At 74.1% G+C, this 20,692-nt stretch carries 17 protein-coding genes and 1 pseudogene; 3 read left to right on the forward strand and 15 right to left on the reverse strand.

Features of this window, described 5'->3' with window-relative positions:
• The 7 genes from E1289_RS23645 to E1289_RS23675 all read right to left on the reverse strand — a co-directional run.
• The coding region (locus E1289_RS23645; RefSeq protein WP_131983744.1) for a TRIC cation channel family protein at positions 1 to 620 on the reverse strand (620 nt) is incomplete at its 3' end.
• A 29-nt stretch (positions 621 to 649) separates the two neighbouring features.
• Positions 650 to 2,728 carry a glycoside hydrolase family 97 protein gene (locus E1289_RS23650; RefSeq protein ID WP_131983746.1) on the reverse strand — a complete coding sequence of 693 codons (2,079 nt, stop codon included), beginning with the start codon at positions 2,726 to 2,728 and terminating at the stop codon, positions 650 to 652.
• Positions 2,729 to 2,928: 200 nt separating this feature from the next.
• Positions 2,929 to 3,333 (reverse strand): RNA-binding S4 domain-containing protein, encoded by a 405-nt coding sequence (locus E1289_RS23655; RefSeq protein ID WP_131983748.1) that lies wholly within the window; start codon positions 3,331 to 3,333, stop codon positions 2,929 to 2,931.
• A 12-nt stretch (positions 3,334 to 3,345) separates the two neighbouring features.
• A complete protein-coding gene (locus E1289_RS23660) occupies positions 3,346 to 4,329 on the reverse strand; it encodes a 1-acyl-sn-glycerol-3-phosphate acyltransferase (protein ID WP_131983751.1) in 984 nt (327 codons plus the stop codon).
• A 1-nt stretch (position 4,330) separates the two neighbouring features.
• Positions 4,331 to 5,167, reverse strand: a complete 837-nt coding sequence (locus tag E1289_RS23665; RefSeq protein WP_131983753.1) for a patatin-like phospholipase family protein — start codon at positions 5,165 to 5,167, stop codon at positions 4,331 to 4,333.
• Between the two features lie 146 nt (positions 5,168 to 5,313).
• Positions 5,314 to 7,257 (reverse strand): glycoside hydrolase family 3 protein, encoded by a 1,944-nt coding sequence (locus E1289_RS23670; protein WP_243713097.1) that lies wholly within the window; start codon positions 7,255 to 7,257, stop codon positions 5,314 to 5,316.
• 485 nt (positions 7,258 to 7,742) lie between these two features.
• On the reverse strand, positions 7,743 to 8,765 hold the full coding sequence (locus E1289_RS23675) for a PRC and DUF2382 domain-containing protein (RefSeq protein ID WP_131983755.1): 1,023 nt from the start codon (positions 8,763 to 8,765) through the stop codon (positions 7,743 to 7,745).
• A gap of 337 nt (positions 8,766 to 9,102) precedes the next feature.
• Here E1289_RS23675 and E1289_RS23680 point away from each other — a divergent pair, with 337 nt between their 5' ends.
• The gene (locus E1289_RS23680) at positions 9,103 to 10,101 is read left to right on the forward strand and encodes a matrixin family metalloprotease (protein ID WP_131983757.1); all 999 of its coding nucleotides are present in this window, start codon (positions 9,103 to 9,105) and stop codon (positions 10,099 to 10,101) included.
• 53 nt (positions 10,102 to 10,154) lie between these two features.
• Here the strand turns inward: E1289_RS23680 and E1289_RS23685 are convergent, their stop codons facing one another.
• From E1289_RS23685 to E1289_RS23695, 3 genes are all read right to left on the reverse strand, one after another.
• Entirely contained in the window at positions 10,155 to 10,748 is a 594-nt protein-coding gene (locus E1289_RS23685) for a class E sortase (protein ID WP_131983759.1), read from the reverse strand.
• Between the two features lie 206 nt (positions 10,749 to 10,954).
• Entirely contained in the window at positions 10,955 to 11,983 is a 1,029-nt protein-coding gene (locus tag E1289_RS23690; RefSeq protein ID WP_131983761.1) for a chaplin family protein, read from the reverse strand.
• A 201-nt stretch (positions 11,984 to 12,184) separates the two neighbouring features.
• Positions 12,185 to 13,138, reverse strand: a complete 954-nt coding sequence (locus E1289_RS23695; RefSeq protein WP_131983763.1) for a hypothetical protein — start codon at positions 13,136 to 13,138, stop codon at positions 12,185 to 12,187.
• A 311-nt stretch (positions 13,139 to 13,449) separates the two neighbouring features.
• Between E1289_RS23695 and E1289_RS23700 the strand changes: the two genes are divergently transcribed.
• On the forward strand, positions 13,450 to 13,692 hold the full coding sequence (locus E1289_RS23700; protein ID WP_131983765.1) for a hypothetical protein: 243 nt from the start codon (positions 13,450 to 13,452) through the stop codon (positions 13,690 to 13,692).
• 52 nt (positions 13,693 to 13,744) lie between these two features.
• Here the strand turns inward: E1289_RS23700 and E1289_RS23705 are convergent, their stop codons facing one another.
• The gene (locus E1289_RS23705) at positions 13,745 to 14,989 is read right to left on the reverse strand and encodes an NAD(P)-binding domain-containing protein (protein WP_131983767.1); all 1,245 of its coding nucleotides are present in this window, start codon (positions 14,987 to 14,989) and stop codon (positions 13,745 to 13,747) included.
• A 27-nt stretch (positions 14,990 to 15,016) separates the two neighbouring features.
• On the reverse strand, positions 15,017 to 16,246 hold the full coding sequence (locus tag E1289_RS23710) for an ATP-grasp domain-containing protein (protein ID WP_131983769.1): 1,230 nt from the start codon (positions 16,244 to 16,246) through the stop codon (positions 15,017 to 15,019).
• A gap of 230 nt (positions 16,247 to 16,476) precedes the next feature.
• On the opposite strand from E1289_RS23710, the gene E1289_RS39750 reads away from it, so the two are divergent.
• Complete coding sequence (locus E1289_RS39750; protein WP_243713099.1) at positions 16,477 to 17,667, forward strand: glycosyl hydrolase; 1,191 nt, start codon at positions 16,477 to 16,479, stop codon at positions 17,665 to 17,667.
• 44 nt (positions 17,668 to 17,711) lie between these two features.
• On the opposite strand, the pseudogene E1289_RS23720 reads toward E1289_RS39750, so the two are convergent.
• The 3 genes and pseudogenes from E1289_RS23720 to E1289_RS23730 form a co-directional block, all read right to left on the reverse strand.
• Positions 17,712 to 18,755, reverse strand: a pseudogene (locus E1289_RS23720) (glycosyltransferase); the annotation flags it as partial.
• Entirely contained in the window at positions 18,748 to 19,887 is a 1,140-nt protein-coding gene (locus E1289_RS23725) for a GNAT family N-acetyltransferase (protein WP_131983771.1), read from the reverse strand. The gene E1289_RS23725 and the pseudogene E1289_RS23720, both read right to left, overlap by 8 nt.
• Positions 19,884 to 20,672 carry a hypothetical protein gene (locus E1289_RS23730; RefSeq protein ID WP_131983773.1) on the reverse strand — a complete coding sequence of 263 codons (789 nt, stop codon included), beginning with the start codon at positions 20,670 to 20,672 and terminating at the stop codon, positions 19,884 to 19,886. The genes E1289_RS23725 and E1289_RS23730 overlap by 4 nt, the downstream gene beginning before the upstream one ends.
• Between the last annotated feature and the right edge of the window lie 20 nt (positions 20,673 to 20,692).

Raw genomic sequence — 20,692 nt, forward strand, 5'->3', positions numbered from 1 at the left:
GGGCGCGGGGGGCGGGGGGCCTCCAGTTCCAGGTGGACGCCGAGCATGCGGATGACGAAGCAGGCCGCCACGGCGAGCAGGGCCGCGGGGAGGCCGTAGAGGTCCAGGCGGACGGCGACGACCGTGATCCCGGCGGCGACGAAGGCCGGGATCGCGTAGAGGTCGCTGCGGAGCACCGAGGGGATCCTGCCGATGAGGACGTCGCGCATGGTGCCGCCGCCCACGCCGGTCACCACGCCCAGCAGCAGGGCGGGGCCGACGCCCAGGCCGTAGGCCAGTGCCTTGCTCGCGCCGATGACGGCGAACGTGCTCAGCCCGATCGCGTCCAGCACCGTGATCGGCATCTCCAGGCGGGACAGGAACCGGCTGAAGCCGAACGCGAGCAGGCCGCCGGCCGTGGCGAGGGCGAAGTAGCGCCAGTCGACGAACGTGGCGGGCGGGACCGCGCCGAGGATGACGTCCCGGATGACCCCGCCGCCCAGCGCCGTGATCATCCCGAGGCCGACGACGCCGACCACGTCCAGCCGGGTCGCGCGCACGGCCGTCAGCGCGCCGTTGAGGCCGAAGGCGAAGGTGCCGGCCAGGTCCAGCGCGAGCAGCAACGGCGGTACGGTGCCCATCCCGCCTTTCTACACGCCCGGTGTTCCCGTCACCCGCGGGGACCGGGAGGCGGGGCCGGGGGCGGATGCGCCAGGTCAGCGGGTGTGGCCGGACGGAACCGCACCGCCTGCCCGCCGCTGCGCACCAGGGCGGCGGTGAACGTGCCGGCGCCGGTGACGATGGAGCGGGCGACGTCGACGGCCTCCGGGTTGCGGGCGTAGTCCGTCTCCGGCCCGTCGGAGTAGGACTCCGCGACCCACGTGCCCTCGCCGAGGAAGGAGAGCGGGTAGCGCAGCGTCCGGGGCCGTTCGCCGGTCATCGCGCCGACGTACCAGTCGGTGCCCGAGCGCCTGGCCATGACGAGATGGTCACCGACTTCGGCGGAGAGGACCCTGGTCTCGTCCCACGTGACGGGTACGTCCTCGATGAACTTGAGCCCAGGTGAGTTCACGTAGTGCCGGGGCAGGTCGGCGGCCATCTGGGCGCCGGACGAGTAGGTCACGTAGTAGGCGAGCTGCTTGGCCAGTGTCGTGTGGACGCGGCGCCCGGCCTTCTGCGGGTCCCAGCGGATGTTCATGATGCCGGGGGTGTAGTCCAGCGGGCCGGAGAGCATCCGGGTGAAGGGCAGGATGAGGGTGTGCTCGGGGGTGTTCCCGCCGCTGAACGCCTCCCATTCCTGGCCGCGCACCGCCTCGCGGGCCAGCGCGTTCGGGAAGGTCCGCGTCTCCCCGGTGCCGTGGACGCACTCGTGGCAGATGACGTTGATGCGGTGCCGTGCGGCCTTCTCCAGCACGAGCCGGTAGTGGTTGACCATCCGCTGGTCGAAGTGGTGGTGGCCGGGGATCTTCCCCACGTACCCGGTCTTGAGGTAGCGGATGCCGAGCCGCTCGTAGAGCGCGAACGCGGCGTCGATCTGCCGTTCGTAGTCGATGACGCCCGAGCCGGTCTCGTTGTGGGAGACGAACTCGACGCCCTTGCTCCTGCCGTAGGCGACGACCTCGGCGAGGTCGAAGCCCGGTGCGGCGCGGAGGAAGTCCTGGTCGGACCAGTCGCCCTCCCAGCCCTCGTTCCACCCTTCGGCGAGCACGCCGCGGATGCCGTGGGCGGCGGCGAAGTCGACGTACTCCTTGGCGCGTGCGGTGGTCGCGCCCTGCATCGGCCCGGCCTTCCAGGTCGCCCTGCGCTGCTGGATCAGCCACCAGATGCCCGCGTACTTGAGCGGCTCGATCCACGAGGTGTCGCCCGCGCAGATCGCGCAGGGCGGGTTGAGGTTCTCCAGCAGGTGGGACTCGATCAGCCCGCCGGCGTCCGGCGTGATGGTCAGGGCGCGCCAGGGGGTGGCGCGGCCGGTGCCGGTGACGACGGCGGCGGTCCGGCCCGGGGTCGGCACGAGCGCGGCGCGGAGGCGGCCCGCCTCGGGGACGACGGTCATCGCCGCGTAGTCGGTCAGGTCCGCCTCGTGGATGGACAGGTGCGTGCCGCCTCCGTACCGGAACGTCACGGGGGTGTTGCCGGCGCCCATGGCGGTGTAGGCGGACGACCGCCACATCTTCTCGTCGGTGTCGAAGTCGCGGGGCGTCCACCACGCGACCGGGTCGCCCGCGACGGCGAACTCGGTGGCCTCGTCCACGATCTCCAGCGCCGGGAGGCCGCGCTGGCGCGGGACCCGGTAGCGGAACGCCACGCCGTCGTCGTAGGCGCGGGCGACGAGGTCGAAGAACCTGCCGTCCGCCTGCCGGAGCTGCACGGTGAGCTCCCGGTAGTGGTCGCGGACGCCGGAGTCCGCGCCCCACATCGGCTTCCAGGTGGTGTCGCTCGTCCGCGTGCGGGTGCCGGTGATCCTGACGTGGCCGCCGAGCGTGGAACCGTCGGTGAGTCGCAGGCCGAGGGCCGACGGCTCCACGAGGACGGAACCGGCGCGGCGCACGGAGTACCGGAGACGGCCGTCGTCCACGGAAACGGTGAGCGACAGGGCGCCGTCCGGTGACGTCACCACGGGTTCGCCGGGCGGCGGAGGGGCGCCGGCGGTCGCGCCGGAGAGCACCGCCAGGACCGTGCCCGCCGTCAGGAACGCCGTCACGGTCCGCAGCGCTCGGCGCGTGGCTCGCGCGGGTCCCGGGTTCGGCATGGTGGTCTACATGGTGCCGTCCGAGGAACGGACAGTGAACACCCGATCCCCTGTTGATGCTGTTTCTAGATGAAACGCGATGAAAAGCCGGCATGAGCCTCCCACGTCGCGGCTTTCCCATCGCGGTGGCCGTCGCGGTGGACGGCTCGTCCCTCGGCCGCTCCGGCCCGCAGGCCGGGTGAGCGGGTGAGCCCGGCGGGTCAGTCCTGCCTGGGCGGGTCGTTGAGGGTGCGGTAGCGGTCGAGGACGCGTTCCAGCTCGCGGCGCTCGCGCTTGGTCGGGCGGCCGGCCCCGCGCTCGCGGCGGCCGACCGGGATGAGCGCCTCGCGCGGCGGCGGGGGCGGGCTCTTGTCGATCAGGCATTCGGCGGCGGCCGGCGCCCCGACCCGCTTGCGGATGACCTTCTGCACGACGACGATCCGCTCGCGCCCGTCATGGCGGAGCCGGATCTCGTCGCCGGGCTTCACCGCCGTGGACGGCTTGGCGCGCTCGTCGTTCACCCGGACATGGCCCGCGCGGCAGGCGGTCGTCGCCATCGAGCGGGTCTTCAGCAGGCGCACGGACCAGAGCCACAGATCGACCCGCACGGTGCCCTCGTCGCCCATGGCTCCATGATGTCACTTCGGGACGGGTGCCTTGTTGGCGCTGATCCAGGCGTCCGCGCGTTCCCACTGCGTGTACAGCCAGTCGGTGCGGGCCTCGCGGTCACGGGGGACGTCCTCGGCGGGGATCCGCCACCAGCGGGCGCAGACGTCCCCGGTGAGCGGAACGTGCCGCCAGATGTCGCCGGGGGTGGCCATGTGGTCGAGGCCGACGTGCGCGACGAACACGACGTCGGCGGACGGCGCGGCCTCCAGCGCGGCCAGCACGCCGCCGGGGCGGGGCGGCATCAGATGACGTATCCGGGCGGCGCGTTCCGCCTCCCGGACGCGGCGCAGCCGGGTCAGCCGCCGGATCGCGCGGCGGCGGCGCTCCGGGGAGAAGTTGCCGCCCTCGGGGAAGATGACGAGCGCGTCGCGGGGGCCGAGGCCGGCGGCGAGCCGGGCGATGTCGTCGACGGCGCCGCCGCCGGGCGACACCCACGCGTTCGGCATGCGGTTCGCCGCGATGTCGATGCACGGGTCGAGCTGGAGCACGGCCTTCATGACCATGCGCGGCCGGCGCAGGTAGTCGGTGAGCAGGTGGTGGACGAGGAGCAGCGCGTCTCCCGCGCCCGCGTGGCGGCTGAGCACGATCAGCGGCCGGTCGCCGTCCCCCGGCTCGGCGCTCTGCCCCTCGGCCACGCCCTCGATCCGCAGCCGCAGGCCGAGCCACCGTTCCGCGGCCGCGTACAGGCCGGCGACGTAGCGGCGGATGATGTCGTAGTGCCGGTCGTCGCGGGTCCGGCGGCGGAGCCACAGCCACCCGCACTCCAGCACCGCGGCCGACTCCCGCGTCCCCCACACCAGCGCGAACCAGAGCAGCCGGGCGGCGCGCCTGCGCTTGCGGCCGAGCACGTACGCCACCGCGTAGGCGAACGGGAACGCGACCACGATCAGCAGGGTCAGCACGAACAGCAGCGGCGTCAGGAGCAGCCGGCGGGCGATGGGGGAAGGCAGCATCTCACGCCCGTTCTTTGAGGTACTCCAATGATGCCTGGTAGGCGCGTTCGATGTGGACGCGGACTCCCGTCACGTTCCGGTACCGCATCTGGGCGAGGTCGACCCCGGACTTCGGCGGTTCGGAGCTCGCGGGGAGCACGTGGACGTCCAGGTCCTCCGGGAGGTCGGCCATCTCCTCGAAGAACCGGTGCCGCCGCGCGATCTCGAACGCGACCATGCCCACCTCCCAGGGCCGGCGCGGCGCCGGCAGGTCGCGTTCGATCCGCCCGACGTGCAGGACGTAGACGGTGGTGGCGCCGAGCATGACGGCGCGGCCGACCGGGATGCTGTGCACGAGCCCGCCGTCGAGGTAGTGCCGGTCGCCGACCCGGACGGGCGGCAGCAGCCCCGGCACGGCGCACGAGGCGAGGACCGCCGGGGTGAGCGGCCCGTCCCGGAACCAGTGCGCCATCGCCGTCTCGATGCCCGCCGCGACGCACTGGAACGGGACGGCGAGTTCCTCGAACGTCCGGACGGGGAGCCGCTCGTCCAGCATCCGCCGCAGCGGCTCGTTCGAGTGCAGGTGGGTGCCGGAGCGGGCGAGCGTCCACAGCCGCTCCCAGACCCGCGCGCCGAACAGGTCGCGGACGGAGTCGTCCGACCACAGCCCGGTGAGGCTCTCGACCGCCGTGTCCGGCGAGGCGGCGATGAACGCGCCGTTCACCGCCCCGATCGACGTGCCGACGACGAGGTCCGGGCTGATGCCCATCTCCCGCAGTGCGCGCAGCATGCCGACCTCGTGCGCGCCGAGGACGCCGCCGCCCCCCAGAACGAACGCGACCCGCGGCTCCCGTTCCACCCGCCCTCCTTCGAACGCTGAGGGCAGCCTCTCCCCCTGGATCCACCGTAAACGGGGCAAGCGCAGCGAACCGTCAGCGGGCCGGGGCCGGACCGGCCGCCCAGAGGTGGTGGGCGGCCGGCCCTGGCTCCCGCGGTGGGAGGGACTCAGTGGTGGTGGCCGCGGCGCGTCCGCAGGCCGTACCCGTAGGGGAACAGCGGGTCGTACTCCCGGTCGCCGACGTTGATCGGCTCCTGGTCCTCGCTGCGGGGCCAGCTCACCGGGAGGCGGCCCTGGAACGGGCGCTTGCCGAACAGGACGTCCGCGACGCCCGCGCCCTCGCTGCCGGGCAGCCAGGACATGACGAACGCGTCCATCTTGGACAGCCGGTCGGTGACGATCTGCGGGCGGCCCGCGACGTCGAGCACGACGCAGGTCTCGATCGCGCCGCACACCCTGTCGATGTTCGCCCGGTCGGCGTCGGACAGGTTCAGCGTGTGCCCGTTGCCGACGTCGCCGACGCCCTCGGCGTAGGGCGTCTCACCGACCACGACGACGCCGACGTCGCTGCCGGACGTCGGTGCCGAGGCGTCCGCGCTGTAGGTGACGTCCCCGGTGTACTGCCGGATGCCGTCCAGGATCGTCGTGCCCGGGATGATGTCCCCGGACTGCCCCTGCCAGGTGACCGTCCAGCCGCCGGCCTGGTTGCCGATGTCGTCGGCGTTGACGCCCGCGACGTAGACGTCCGCGTTCCGCTTCAGCGGCAGCGCTTGCCCGCGGTTCTTCAGCAGGACCTGCGACTCGGCGACGGCCCGGCGGGCCACCGCGCGGTGCGCCGGCGAGCCGATCGTGCTCGCGTACCTGCGGTCGGTGTACGGCCGCTCGAACAGGCCGAGCCGGAACTTCGCCGCCAGGATGCGGCCCACGGCGTCGTCGATGCGCGACATCGGCACGCGTCCCGCCCGCACCTCGGCGAGCAGCGTCTCGACGAACTGCGGGGCGCTGTAGGGCTCCATGAACATGTCGACGCCGGCGTTCACGGACGTGCGGACCTGGGTGGCGTAGTCGCCGGGGATCTGCTGGATGGCGGCCCAGTCGCTGATGACGAAGCCCTCGAACCCGATCTGCCCCTTGAGGACGCCTGTCAGCAACTCCTTGTGCGCGTGCATCTTCACGGGGTTCCCGACGCCGTCCTCCTTCCAGTCGACGCTGGAGAACGACGGCATGACGCTGCCGACGCCGTACTTCCGCACCGCCGTGACGTACGGCGCGACGTTGGTCTTCATGAACGTCCGGCGGTCGGTGACCGTGACGCCCTGGTCGATGGTGTAGTCGCCGGTCGTGGACGAGCCGAACACCGTGTCGCCGTCGCCGGCGTAGTGCTTGACCGTGGCGAGGACGTGCTCCGGCTTCCGCATGTCCGACGGGCGGCGGCCCTGGAAGCCCTCGATGCCCGTCTCCATCTCCTCGACGAGCTCGGGTGTCTCGCCGTACGCCTCGTACGACCGGCCCCAGCGCAGGTCGCGGACGACGCAGACGCACGGCCCGAAGATCCACTGGGGCCCGGTCGCGCGGGTCTCCTTCGCGGTGATCGCCTGCATCTCGCGGACGAGGCCGGGGTTGCGCGCGGCGCCCATCCCGATGTTGTGCGGGAAGACGGTCGCGCCGACGAGGTTGCCGTGGCCGTGCACCGAGTCGATCCCGTACAGCAGCGGGATCCGCAGCCGGGTGGCGAGCGCCTTCGCCTGGTAGGCGTCCACCATGTCGGCCCAGCCCGCGGGGGTGTTGTCGGCGGGGACCGAACCGCCGCCCGACAGCACCGAGCCGAGCCTCAGCTCGGTGATCTGGTCGCGGTCGCCGTCGACGGCGCCGCGTTCCGCCTGCGTCATCTGGCCGACCTTCTCTTCGAGGGTCATGCGGCCGAGCAGGTCGTCCACCCGTTTCGGCACGGGGAGCCGCTGGTCGAGATAGGGGGCATCGGCGGGAGCGGCGGACGGGGTGGTGGCCAGTGCGGGCTGTGCCGCGGCGGCCGACGGCAGGGCGGTGATGGTCGCGAGCGCGACCAGCGTCCGCCCGATCCGGGTGCCGGCGCGTCTGTGGGGGTGTCGCAAGTCGTCCCTCCTGGGTCGCTTCCTGGACGCCGCGCGGCCCGGCGGACCGCACGCCGGGCCCGGGGTCATGGCTCGCCCGGACGGCCATGACCCCTGCGCCGGTGACGTCGTCACCCAGGAACCTCCCCCGGCTCCCACTACCTGTCAAGAAACCTAACTATTAGGCCGCCACCCCTCCGGCGCGGGATGAAAGGGGCGGTTGACAGAGATCAACTTCGCACGTTATGCGGACGTCGAGACGCTGGTCGACCGGGACCGCCCGGCCGCGGCCCGGCCGCCGCGCGGGCCGGTCGCGAGCGGCGCGTGGAAACCCGCGACCGCTCCGGCCGGCACGCTGGCCACACCCGGTCATCGCCCGCGGCCATCGCCCGCACCGGGAGGCGGACGATGCGCGGCGCGGGGACGGGCGCCCGGCCGGCCGGCGGGTGGGCGACTCGGCCGGGCGCGTCCGTTCTCCCGGTGTGGCACTTGCGCGATACGGCCGCTCAGCCGGACGGGCGGTTCCGCTCGCCGCCCCCGGTCCCCGTGTCCGCACCGCCCGCCTCCCCTTCGCGGGGGATCTCCTCGCGCGTGACCTCGATGCGCTCCTTGCGGATCTCACCGCGCACCGTCTGCTCGTCCTGCACCTGGTCGGTGCGGATCCGGATGCGCTCGACCGGGATGGTCTCCTTGGTGACGACCGGGCGCTCCTCGTAGAGGATGATCTCCTGCTCGTCCGCGGAGAGGGACACCGCGGAGCTCGGCTCGCCGCCCGTGATCGGCTCGCGGTCGATCCTGATCTCCTCGTGCGAGACGGGGATCGTGCGCTCGACCATCTCGGTCTCGACCCACTTGTGCACCCGGACCCGGCCCGACTCGTGCCGTTCGGTGCCGATGCGCAACTGCTCCTCCGACCGGGTGATCTCGGTCATCGGGGCCTCCGCGCCCTCGCGCTCCGGCTGCGGCGGCATGGCCTGCCGCTCCCGCCCCGTCTTCTCGGGACGGACGGCCATCCCGGCCGTGCCCGCGGCCGCCGCCGCCTTGCCCGCGGTGCCCTGCGTGCCCGCCTCGCCCGGCGCGGTGCCCGTCGTGCCTGCCGTACCTGCCGTGTCTGCAGCGTCGCCGGCCTGGGGCGTTCCGGCCTCGTCGCCGGCGGCCTGGCGGCCCTCGCCCGCTTCCTGCCGGGGTCCCTGCTCACCCGTCCGGCGCCCACCCGGCGGACGCACGCCGTAATGCCGGTAGAGGTCCACGATCTGCGCATGCGACAGGTGTTCGTCCGCGTCCACGTTCGGAGCGCCCTTGATGGTCTCCTTGTCGTACGGGACCTGGAGAGCATCCTGATTCCTGCGTGTCCCGGCCAGGGGTACGAAGCTCTCTCGCATCCCGAACCATCCGGTGTGCACGGTGACCCACTCTGGGGAGCCGGAGTCGTCGTTGAGGTAGACCTGCTTGATCGTGCCGACCTTCGTGCCGTTGGTGTCGGTCACGCTCATGCCCATGAGTTCCCGCACCTGTGTCTGCGCCTGCACGTTGAACACCTCTGCCTTCGTGAACGCTGCCGGACGGCGGAGAGCGAGGGGGATGCGGTACCCGCCACTCGGTAGCGGTGGATTGCCGGATAACTTGCTGGATTGCCAAAATGACCCAAAATAAAACGCGTTTGCGGGATCATGGGCGATGATTTACCGAACACTTACCCCGGCCACTCGTCACCGCCTTCCCGATATTTCCACACAAAGCCCTACGTCGCCATTCTTGCGAGCATCGAAATGCAGACGATGGTGATCATTTTAGGAAGTCACGGTTTTTCTTTCCGCCGCCCGCGAAAGACTCCGAAAGGACGTTTCCAGACATCGGAGAACTGATATGCACGGATATTCACGCGGGTTCCGGCAGGTGGCGGTCACGGCGGCGGTGGCCGCCATGGTCGCGGGCACGACGGCGGCCGGGGCCGGCCCGGCCGCCGCCGCCCCGCGGCCGGCCGCCTGGTGCAAACCCGGCGGGACACTGCAGACCCGCGCGATGCCGCGGCACGTCAAGATCGCCGACTGCGATCTGCGCGGGCGGACCGTGCGGGGCGCGAACGGGCTCACCGCGGTCGTCCCGGCCGACGGCACCTCGCTGGTCGTGCACGCGCTGCGCACCACCGGGGGCGGCGCCGAACTGCGCGTCGAGGTCGACGACCGCGCGGGCGAGGTCACCTTCAGCACATCGGCGGGGCGGGTGCCGCAGGGCCGTCCGCGCGGTGCCCGCGCCCCCGCGAACGTGTGCCGGGACGGCGCGTACCGCCTCGGATCCAGCAGGTGGCCACGGGGCTCCACGATCACCTGGCGGCACCACCCGGGGCGGCGCGGGCTGCCGGTGACCGGCATCATCCGGGGCGTCTCCAACATGAGCGGCGCCCGCACCGACTGCGTCGCCGGGGGCCGGTTCACACCGGCCCCGAACGTGGGTACGCGGCACGCGGGACGGGCCGGCGGCCCCCCGAACGTGACCAGGAACGCCGGCTGCGGCACCCGCGACCGGGCCAACACGTTCGGCTGGGTGGCCATGACGGGCGCGGGGCGCGGCGTCCTCGCCGCCACCTGCGTCTGGTTCAGGGGGGGCAGCACGCTGGAGACCGACATGGCGCTGCAGGAGCAGGGGAAGAGGTGGTGGTCGAGAGGGTCCTGCCCGTCCGGGAGCTACTCGACCGAGGCCGTCGCCACGCACGAGGCGGGCCATGTCCTCGGCCTCGGGCACGTCGCGGGGGCGAACCACTCCCGCCTCACGATGGCGCCGTCCGTCGCGGCGTGCGACAACGGTCTAGCCACCCTCGGCAGGGGCGACTACAACGGGCTGATCGCGCTCTACGGCGCGCGCTGAGCGGCGCCGGGCGGCCGCGCTCCGCCCGGCGTCCGGCCGTCGGCCGCCCGGTGTCAGCCGGCGGGCTTCGTGTGGTGCAACACGCCGACGACGACGAGGCGGTACCGGTCCGACCCCTTCGGGGTGCAGGTGATGAGCGAGATGTACGCGCCGTCGGGTGCGCTGCGCCGGACGAACGGCACGGGCTCCAGGACCCGCCGGTCCCTCGGCTTGATGACGTGCGTGCTCCGCGCCGTGTAGACGTACGTCGTCCGCCCTGCGCGCAGCACGATCCGGTCACCGCGCCGCAGCTTGTCCAGGTCGTGGAAGGGACGCCGCCAGGTCGTCCGGTGGCCGAACAGCACCGTGTTCCCCTCCTGTCCGGGAAGGGCCGTCCGCGGGTAGTGACCGACGGCGTGCCGCAGGACCGACTGGCCGACGCCCTCCTTGACCGTGGACCTGAGGCCCATCCGCTTGATCTGGATGTCCGCGATCACCGAGCCCTTCTTCGGCCGTTCGGGTGCGGCGGCCGGAGCGGGCGGGGCCGCCGGCTCCGCCCGCGCCTGCGGGGCGCCGAGCACGGCGAAGCCGCAGCACGCGGCGAGGGCCCCGGCGGCGAGCGGCCTGCGGCAGAGCGGATTGCGGGCGGGCGGTTTGCGGTCGAGCATGTCCTACCTCCATCGATGCGGGGGGCTAACGGGAATGGGAGTGCCGGAAAGCCGCGGACAGGGAAAAGGGGCGGCACGTCTGCCGCCCCTCCCCCGTGGAGCCCTCCCCGCCTCCGTCCCGGGCCGGGCCCGTGCGGGCCTCGGGTGCACACCGGGCGGGGAGAGCTCGTCACCGGCGCGGGTCGTCACCCGCGCCGATCAGGGCCTCAGCGCAGAACCGGCGTGCCGAGGTTCACCGGCTGCCCGTCGTCCGGCGAGAGCTTCGGCCCGATCTCGCCCGGCTGGACGTCCAGGCCGGGGACGGGTGCGCCCGTCCGCTTGAGCGTGCCCATGAACTGCTGCACGGCGGGCAGTCCGTCCGCGCGCCGGTAGTCGGGCGCGGCCGTGGCCATGCGGGACGCGCTGCCCCGCTGCGTGGACGGCAGCGGCTTCTTCCCGGCGGCGGGCCGGTTCTTGGCCGGCTTGTAGACCTTGTGCTTCTTCGGCGGCGTCCGCAGCGTGGGCGGCAGGTGCTTGTCCCCGCGCTCGACGGAGGCGCCGCCTTCGCACTGCGCCTGCGCCGCGGCCAGGACCGCCGCGATCGAGTTGCCGCACACACTGATCGGCGCGTCGATCGGGGCATAGAACTGGTTGCCGTTCAGGGCACCGACGTTGCCGGCCGAGAGCTGGTTCACCTCGGGCTCGTTGCCGCGCTCGACGGTCGCGCCGCCCTCGCACTGCGCCTGCGCCTGGGCGAACAGCACCGCGACGGCGTTGCCGCACACGCTGATCGGCGCGTCGATCGGGGCGTACACCTGGTTGCCGTTGCCGAGGCCGACGTTGCCGTAGCTCAGCTGGTTCACCTCGTCGCCGCCCCGGCCGTGGCGGTGGTCCCGCCGGTCGGCCCCCTGGTAGCCGTCGTCGGACCCACCGGACCCGACGTGGGCGCCGCCCTCGCACTCGGCCTGGGCGAGCCCGGCGATCGCGATGGCGTTACCGCACACGCTGATCGGCATGTCGATCGGCGCGTACACCTGGTTGCCGTTGCCCAGGCCGACGTTGCCCGCGGAGGCCATGTTGACGTCCCCGCCGCCGCCCTTCCCGGCGCCGTGCCGGGCGCCGTCGTACATGCCGCCGAAGTCGCCCGGCAGCGTGGCGGCGCCGGCGGTACCGGCGGAGCCGAAGGCGGCCCCGACGACGACGGCGCCCGCGGCCACCAGGGCGGCGCGGCCGGTGTTCCTTGCCCACTTGCGCATGGTCTTGCTCCTGTTCGCTGGTGATTCCGTGGTTCGCTGCGCGCCTTGCAGGTGAGCGCAGCCGGCAGTGGCCCGATGGGGCCGATGCCGCTGGAGGATGGTTCGTGGAGACGATCACTCGGACTCGGTGATCGGGGACGGGCGGCGCGCCTCGGCGCGGCGCGCGGGCCGTCAGGAAACGGCCGCCGCGGGCCGTGGTCCTCAGTCGGGGACGACGGAGGGGCCGCCGGGCGCGGCCACGTCGGTCAGCGCCGTGCGGTGGAAGGTGCCCGGCCGGGCGGCGGGCGGTGCCGCGGGGTGCCGGCCTTTGAGCAGGTCGGCGACCGGCGTGAAGGGGTGCCCGCCGGAGCCCGCGCCACGCGGGTTGTCCTGCCCCGAGGGCAGGGCGGGGTCGGCGGGGTGCCGGTCCCCCCGGCATCCGGTGCAGTGATCCGGCGCCTCGTCCGCCGTGGCGGCGCCCGCGAGGGACGACCGGTCGGCGGAGACGGAACCGGTGCCACCGGGCGGCTCCTCGCCCCTCGCGTGGGTCTCGTCGGACGCCGGCGATCCGGGGATCTGCTCGGCCTGCGGTTCGTCGGCCGGAAGGCCGGGCCGGACGTCGGTGACGCCGTGGACGAGTTCGCTCCCGAGGGACGCGCCCGGCCGGACTCCGGCGATCTCCACGCGGGCGATCTCCACGCGCGGGACGCCGGCCGCGTCGGCCAGTTCCCGCACCTGCCGGACGGTCCGGTCCTTGTCGGCGAACACCTCGTGCCGCCGCTCCTTCAGGAACCGCACGGGGTCGTCCCGGAAGTCCCGCAGACGGCCCGGCACCCCGGAGACCTCCCCCTCCCAGGCCCCGAGGGACCGGAGCCGGCGGCCGCCCTGCTCCCGCACCTGACCCGGAACACCGCCGAGCATGGGCCGGACGCCGGCTTCCGCGCGGGCGAGCTCGTCGAAGGCGGGGGCGGCCTTCCGGACGGTGCCGTCCCCCAGCACGGGCACGCGCGGCCCGGATTCGGCGGCGGACGCGGAGTCGGTCAGGGCCGCCATGGCGAGCCATCCCGCGACCGCGAAACCCGCGATGGCGATTACGCGGACGAGAACGAGAACGACGGCATGCCGCGGGCGATCCTGGGGGCGGTTCGCCCCTCGGTGGATCGGTGCGGGCTCCACGGCCGGTTCTCTCCTCGCATGGGTCCGGTGCCTTTGAACGGCACGAACGTAGCACCGCGGAACGCGCGGTCAAGGAGCTGTTGCCCGATCTTCCGGCACGCCCACGAATCATTTACCCGGGCATTGACTCCCGTTTCCAAGGCGCCGAATTTTCCGCCCACAATGCCCTATTAATCGGCTTTGCGGTCATTTCTGGGCTGGTGCCGGGCCTCGCAGCGGAATCCGGGAGAAGCATGGTGCGCGGTATCCGATGCGCTACGCTCTGCGAGCATCCGGTCACGGAGCCCCACCCCCGCCCGAGGAGCACGCCGATGCCCGACACCCCGTCCGCGATCGCGCGCCTGCGACCGGCGCGCCGCCGGCGCCCCCGCCGCACGCTCGTCACCCGTACCAAGGTCCGTGTCCTCGTCATCCCGGCCGTTCCCGCCGCTCCGGCCACCCGGTCGGAGCGGATCCGGTCCGCCGCCTGGACGCTGTACTCCCGCTGGGAGTGGCGGCTCGCCCAGGCGCGCACCGACCGCGCACGCCGCGCGGCGCACCCGTACTGGCGGTGACGCGGCCGGCGGGCCGCCCGGACGGGCGGCCCGCCGGCCGGAGGAGAATCCTTCACCGCATGTCCGGCTCCAGGACGGCGGCGTGCCGCCCCGTGGCCGGCCGCCTGCGCGGCGTCCGCCGGATGATGTGGTGCGCGATCCGGCGGGCCGCGAAGTCGGCGCCGTGCACGAACCGCATGACCGGCCCGAACGTCGGCGCCGCGGCCAGGCCCGCGAAGTACAGCCCCGGCAGGGACGACTCGAAGTCGCGGCTGAGCACCGGCGCCCCGTGCCGGGTGGTGACCCGGGCGCGCAGTTCCGGCGAGAGCATCGTGAGCCGCGCCACGTCCGGGACGAACCCGGTCGCGGCGATCACGTGCTCCACCTCCGTCACCACGCGCCGCCCGCCGCGGTCGATGGTGGTGAGGGCCACGCCGTCGTCCTCCTGCACGACCTTGGCGACGCGCCGGCCCGTCGAGACGCGGACACGCTCGTCCAGCCGGTCGCGCAGCCACCACGCGCCCGCGGGCGGCAGCGTCTCCCGGACGAGCCGGTCCCGGGTGCTCTCCGGAAGGTGCCGGACGAGGCCGGGCTGCTCGGCCCACAGCCATGTCCGGTAGCCGGTGCCGAGCCCGGACCGGGGTCCCCCGCGCGCCCGCTCCCAGAGCGAGCGCCTCGCCTCGGGCACCGTGTTCCAGTCGAGTTCGGGGCGGCGGGCGAGGACGTGCGGGCGGGCGCCCGCGTCGGCCAGCAGGACCGCGGTCTCCAGGGCGGACTGCCCGGCGCCGACCACCGCCACCTCCTTGCCGGCGAACAGGCCGAGGTCGTGGTGGGCGCTGCTGTGCGAGACGAGCCAGGACGGCAGGCCCGCCAGCTCGTCCGGGATGTGGGCGAACGGGCCGACGCCGACGGCGGCGACGAACGTGCGCGCCGCGATCGTCTCGCCGGTGGACAGCGTGACGGCGTACCCGTCCGGGCCGCTGCGCTCGACGTTCACGACCTCCGTGTCCTCGGTGCCGGGGATCGCGACGGCGGCGAACCAGCGCCCGTAGGCCACGAACGTGTCCAGGGGGATCGGCTGCCCGAGGCGCCAGTCCGGATGGCGGTCGGTGAAGCGCATGCCCCGGTGCGGTGCCCCGAGGCTGGACGCGAACGGTTCGGATTTCAGGAACATGCCCGCCGGCATGTTCTCGGCCCAGAACCGCATCGGCTTCCCGATGATCCGGACGCCCAGCCCGAGGTTCTGCAGGTGGGCCGCCGTCGACAGGCCGTAGGGCCCGGCGCCGGCGATGACGACGTCGCTGGCCGAGTCGCTCATTGTTCGATCCCCCGTGTGAGTGTGGTGTTACCTGGTGCGGAGCCGCTCGACCGCGCGGAGCACGCTCTGCCGGCCCATCGCGAGGAAGGGCGGCAGGTCGTCGCCCGCGTACCAGGCGAACTCGTCGGCCTCGCGCAGCGGGCGGAGGGTCCTCGGCCGCAGCAGCGGCCGGCCGGCGGCCTGCTGGAGGTAGTGGTTCTCCACCAGCAGGTTGCGGCCGAACGCGGGACGCGCGCCGGGGACGCGGCGGCCCGACTGGTGCAGGTGCAGCACGCGGGCGAGGTCGAGGCCGGCGCGGTCGGTGAACAGGCGGAACTGCGCGCCGATCCGGGGGTTGAAGTCGAGCAGGTGGTAGACGCCGTCGCCGGCGTCGTAGCGGAAGTCGAGGTCGACGAGCCCGCGGCAGCCGAGCAGCCGGACGATCCGGACCGCGAGCCGCCGCAGCTCGGGGTTGGGGACCCACTCCCCGGCGACCGTGTGCCCGGCCTGCGGGGGGTGCGCGAGGTGCTTGCGGCCCGTCCCGCCGAACAGGCAGCCGAGGGACTCGTCGAAGTAGCCCTGGAAGAACCAGTCGCCGGTGGCCGTGGGGATGCGCCGCTGGAGGATCAGGGGGCCGGCGTCGCCGTCCGGGTCGCGGTCGCGGGCGGCGGCGAACAGCCGGTGCACCGCACCGAGGGTGCGCACGACGGTGGTGCTCCGGATGCCGGGGGCGAGCCGCCACGGCCGGGCCCACTTGGCGATCAGCGGAAGGCCCAGGGCGGCGGCGGCCTCGTCCACCTCCAGGGCGGACGCGGGCGTCCGGCTCGGCGGGCAGGCGATGCCGTGCCGCTCGCACGCCTCCGCCAGCAGCGCCTTGTCGGCGACCCGGCGGGGGACGGCCGGGTCCTGGTGGGGGAAGACGAAGTGGGGCGCCAGCGCGTCGGCGTGCTCGGCGATGAAGATGGCGCCGGCGTCGTCCACCGGGACGAGCAGCGCCGGGCGGCCGATCCGCTCGCCGACCACCCGCAGATGGCTCAGCAGCGCGGCCGGCCGCTCGGCGGGCGGGGCCCACGGGTGCCCCCGGTAGAGGTAGTGGGAGCGGGACGCGGGATTGGCGCGCCCCTCCAGGATCGCGTGCACCGGCACGCCGGCGCGGCCGAGGCTCCTGATCACGCCGAGCGTCCCGTGGTGGAACACGTTGCGGTCGGTGCGCAGCAGCAGGACGGGAAGGCCGGCGTCGAGACGCGGCTGCGGCGGGGCCTGTGTGTCGAAGAACATGCGGTCAGCGGACCCATTTCAGCGAATTGTGGGGCACGACGCCCTTCCGAGGAGTCGGAAACGTAAATTCTGGTACCGCCCGTCCGGTCCCTTTGTTCGGCGGCGGACACCCTGGGCATACCATACGCATGCGAGCTCCCAATATCCATTCGGCGGAGCGCCCGTGCGGACACCGGCGGAAAAGGACGATTCCGTTCTGTCCACTCCCTTCCATTTTGGCCGTGTCAGTCATGATGGTGGCGCTCACCGCGGCGACATTGGCGACACGGCCGTTCATTCCGGCGGTGCAGAAAGCACCGAAGTACGTGCCGCTGGGGGCGTTTCTCGGTTCGGGCGAGGAGGGCGTCGCCCGGGTCGGGCCCTTCCAGCGATGGCTCGGCTCCACGGTGACGGTCGGGCGCACCTACCTTCCGTCGAACGACTGGGCCGACATCGAGGGGCCGCCGCGGATGCTCGGCGCGTGGGCGCGCTGGAAGGCGGCCGACCCGCGCCGGATGCTGGTGGTCAACGTCCCGATGATCACGCCGAACGAGGCCGGGCTGCCGGCGCCGGTGGTGCGCTCGCTGCTGCGGGGCGGCGCGGCCGGCGCGTTCGACGGCCACTACCGCACGCTCGCCGGCCGCCTGGCCTCCGCCGGGGCCGGCGACTCGATCATCGTGCTCGGCTGGGAGATGAACGGGACGACCTACAACGGGATCTGCGCCCCGGATCCCGCCGCCTGGAAGGCGTACTGGCGGCGGATCGTCACGGCCATGCGGGCGGTGCCCGGGGCGCGCTTCCGTTTCGACTTCGCGCCGACGCGGGGCCGGGACGCCATTCCGTGGACCGAGTGCTATCCCGGCGACGACGTCGTGGACATCATCGGTTCCGACAGCTACGACCAGCCGGCCGGCGAGTCGTTCGAGGATTTCGTCAACGAGCCGTACGGGCTGCGCGCGCAGGCCGAATTCGCCGCCGCGCACGGCAAGCCGATCTCGTTTCCCGAGTGGGGTCTGTTCCGCAATTCCGACAACCCGGAATATATCCAGGGAATGCATGACTGGATCATGTCGCACGATGTCGTGTACCAGTCGATCACGGACTACTGCCCGCACGGCGTCTGGACCTGCGGGCGCAACCCGCGTTCCTCCCACGTCTACCGCGAACTGTTCGGCGGTGTGAAGGCTCCGGAGCCGTCCCCGGCAGACCCCGCCGCACCGACGCCCTGGACCTGGCCTGCCACGCCGCCCACCGTGCCGCCTGCCACGCCATCCGGCACGCCGTCCGCCGCGCCTTCGCCCACGGCCCCCGTGCCGCGGGCGCCGAGCAGGCCGCCGGCGACGGCCCGCACGTCCGCCAGGGCCTCCTCCGGCGCTTCGCCGAGCCCCGCGACCTCGCGGGTGACGGCGGCCAGCAGCGACAGCGTCCGCGCCATGTCGTAGTCGGCCGACGCGGCGGCGGCCTCCCGCCCCTCCCGCTCGGCGAGCCCGGGGACGAGGAGCCGCAGCGCGAGCTGCTCGGCGAGCGCGGCCGGGTCCTCGGCGGGTACGAGGGCTCCCACCCCGGGCCGGACGACCTCGGTGATGCCGGGGACGTCCGTCCCGACGAGGGGGCGCCCCGTGGCGAGGGCCTCCAGCGCCGTCAGCGGCAGCCCCTCCCACCGCGACGGCAGGACGACGACGTTCGACGCGGCCAGCCAGGGCCGGGTGTCGGCCACGGCCGGGACGAACAGCACCCCCGGCACGGCCCGCTTCTTCAGGGCGTCGAGGTCCTCGCCGTCACCGACGATGGCGAGCCGGGCGGCCGGGCACCGCTCCGCGACGTCCGGCCAGGCCGCGAGCAGGACGTCCTGCCCCTTCTGGCGGGTGACGCGGCCGACGCACACGGCGAGCGGCGCTCCGGCGGGGAGGCCGAGGCGGGTGCGCGCGGCCAGCCGGGCGTCGGCGCCGGCGGGACTGAACCGCTCGCGGTCCACGCCGTTGCGGACGAGCCGGTAGGGGCCGCGGACACCGGCGCGCATCCCCGCGTCCAGCTCGCCGGTCCCGACGCAGATCAGCGCGTCGCTCCAGCGGGCGGCGAGCCGTTCCCAGCGGCGGCCGGCGAGGGCCTGCCACCCGGTGGCGGCGAGCCACGACCAGCCGTGCGGCTGGAAGATCACGGCGGTGCCGCGGCGGCGCGGCAGCCGTCCCGCCAGGCCCGCCTTGGCGGAGTGCAGGTGGATCACGTCGGGCGCGAAGCTCCGCACCAGGCGGCGGAGGCGGCGTGCCTCCAGCAGGGTCCGGGGGCCGGGAGCGCGCCCGGCGGGCCACTTGAACCAGGGCACGCCCGCCGCGGCGCACCATTCGGACAGGTCACCGCCGGGCGGCGCGGCCACGGCGACGTCCCAGCCGCGTCTGCGCTGGTCACCGGCCGCCTGCGCGACGTAGCCGGCGACCCCGCCCGCGGTGGGCCGGCTGACGTGCAGCACCCGCAGCGGGGCGGCCCCGCCGGTCCCGTCCGCGATCCCGGCCGCGGCCCCGCCCTCAGCCATGGCCTCCGCGCCGCCCGTGCCGCCGGGCCGCCAGGTGCGCGCGGGTCCGGGCCAGGCGGGCGAACGCGGCGGCGGAGGCGGTCCGGCCGAGGATGATCCGCTGGTTCTGGACGGGGGTCGGGCGCCATTTCAGTTTGTACGGCTCGTCGCCCCGCAGCAGGCTCACGCCCTGCCGGTTACGGTCCCGCGCGAGGGCCAGGTTCTCGCGCAGCAGCATCAGCGAGACGTCCACGCAGCCGCGCAGGTCGGGAAGCGACCCGTACAGGTAGGCGCCGACGTACCGGTGGCCGATCAGGACGAGGTCGGCGGCCACGAGCCGCCCGTCCCAGCGGTACTCCAGGACGGCGGCGCGCCCGTCGCGGACCATCCCGCTCGCGGCCTCGGCCAGGTGGCGCCGGAACCGGTCGCGCGTGTGCTCGGGGTTGACGGGACGGCCCCGCCACTGCCGTAGGTGGAGGTCCACCAGCGCGTGGACGGCGTCCGGCACCCCCTCGTACGGGACGTGCTCGACGTCGATGCCGCGAACGTCGATCTTGCGGAGCTTCGCGCGCATCTTCCCGGCGGTGCGGCGCGGCAGCCGCGCGAGGACCTCGTCGATCCCGGCGGCGGGCAGTTCCAGGCAGACCGACGACGGCATCCGCCACGACCGGCGCGGCCACTGCTCCGCCACCAGGTGCGCCGCCGAACCGGGGCGGACCTCGCGGAGGTCCAGCGCGCACCAGCCGGGCTCGTCCAGCAGGGCCCGGGTCAGGTATCGCGCGGCGCCGTCGGCGTACACGGGGTCGACGAGGAAGTCGGTGAAGTCGCTCTGCTCCCCGGCCAGCGGCAGGAGGACCGGGAAACCGTGCCGGACCCCCGCCATCAGCGGCGCCGCCGCGACGACCCGGCCGCGGCACCGGACCAGCGCCAGGCGGAGGCGGCCGCTCGTCCCGTACCAGCCCCACCATGCCTTGAGCCACTCGTACGTCTGGAAGGGCGTCGCCGCCGGGCAGCGGTCGTACAGCTCGCGCAGTTCGCCCGCCAGGCCGACGAGCGCCTGCTCGTCGCGGTGCACCTCCACCGACCACTCGGCGGCGGAGGGAGCGAACAGCCCGGCGGCGAGGTCCCCGCGGGTGAGACCGGACAGGCTCACGATCCCACCCCCGCGTGGCCGGCGGCGGCCGTCTCGGCGGTGCCGGTGGTCCCTGCGGCCCCTGCAGTGCCGGTCCCGGCCGTGCCCGTCCCCGCGGCGGCTGTCCCCACGGCGGCCGGCTCGCCGGCGGACGGTCCGGGCACGGCGACGCCCTGGCGGCGGGCGGCGGCCGCCCGCCCGCGCCGGCCGCTGAGGACGGCGGCGCTGAGCCCGGCGAGCAGGCCGCCGGACGCGGTGCCGACCACGACGTCCAGCGGCGGGTTCGGGGACGTCGGCGCGTCCGGCGGCTGCGCGGGCGTCATCAGCGCGACCCGGACCCCGGTGTCGGCGCGGTGGGCCGCCCCGTACCGGATGAGCGCGTCGGCGGCGGCGTTGGCGTACGCGGCGGCGTCGCGTGCGGTGCGCCCGCTGCCGGCGAGCCGGATCAGCGGCGTGTCCGGCGAGGTGGACGCCTGGACGTGCTCGCGGGTGGCGCCGGGCGCGGTCTCCGGCAGCGGCAGCTTCGCGTGGTCGAGGGTCTCCGGCAGCGGGGCGAGCCGCCCGTACGCCTGCGCGAAGCTCACCGCGGCGGGACCGGACTGCCCGCCGGCCTGGTCCTCCTCGACGACGATCACGAATGCCGCCGCGGTGTAGGTGGTGGGCGCGAACAACCCGTATCCGAGCCCGCCGAGGAAGCCGGCCACGACGAAGGCGATGGACAGCCGGAAACGCACCAGCAGCTCGACGGCCGGTCCCCGCGCGCGCCCCGCGGCCACGACGAGTGCGCGCCGCGGGCGGCGGCGCACGGGCGCTCCGGGCGGCCGGA

The sequence above is a fragment of the Actinomadura sp. 6K520 genome, assembly GCF_004349245.1.
Classification (GTDB): domain Bacteria; phylum Actinomycetota; class Actinomycetes; order Streptosporangiales; family Streptosporangiaceae; genus Spirillospora.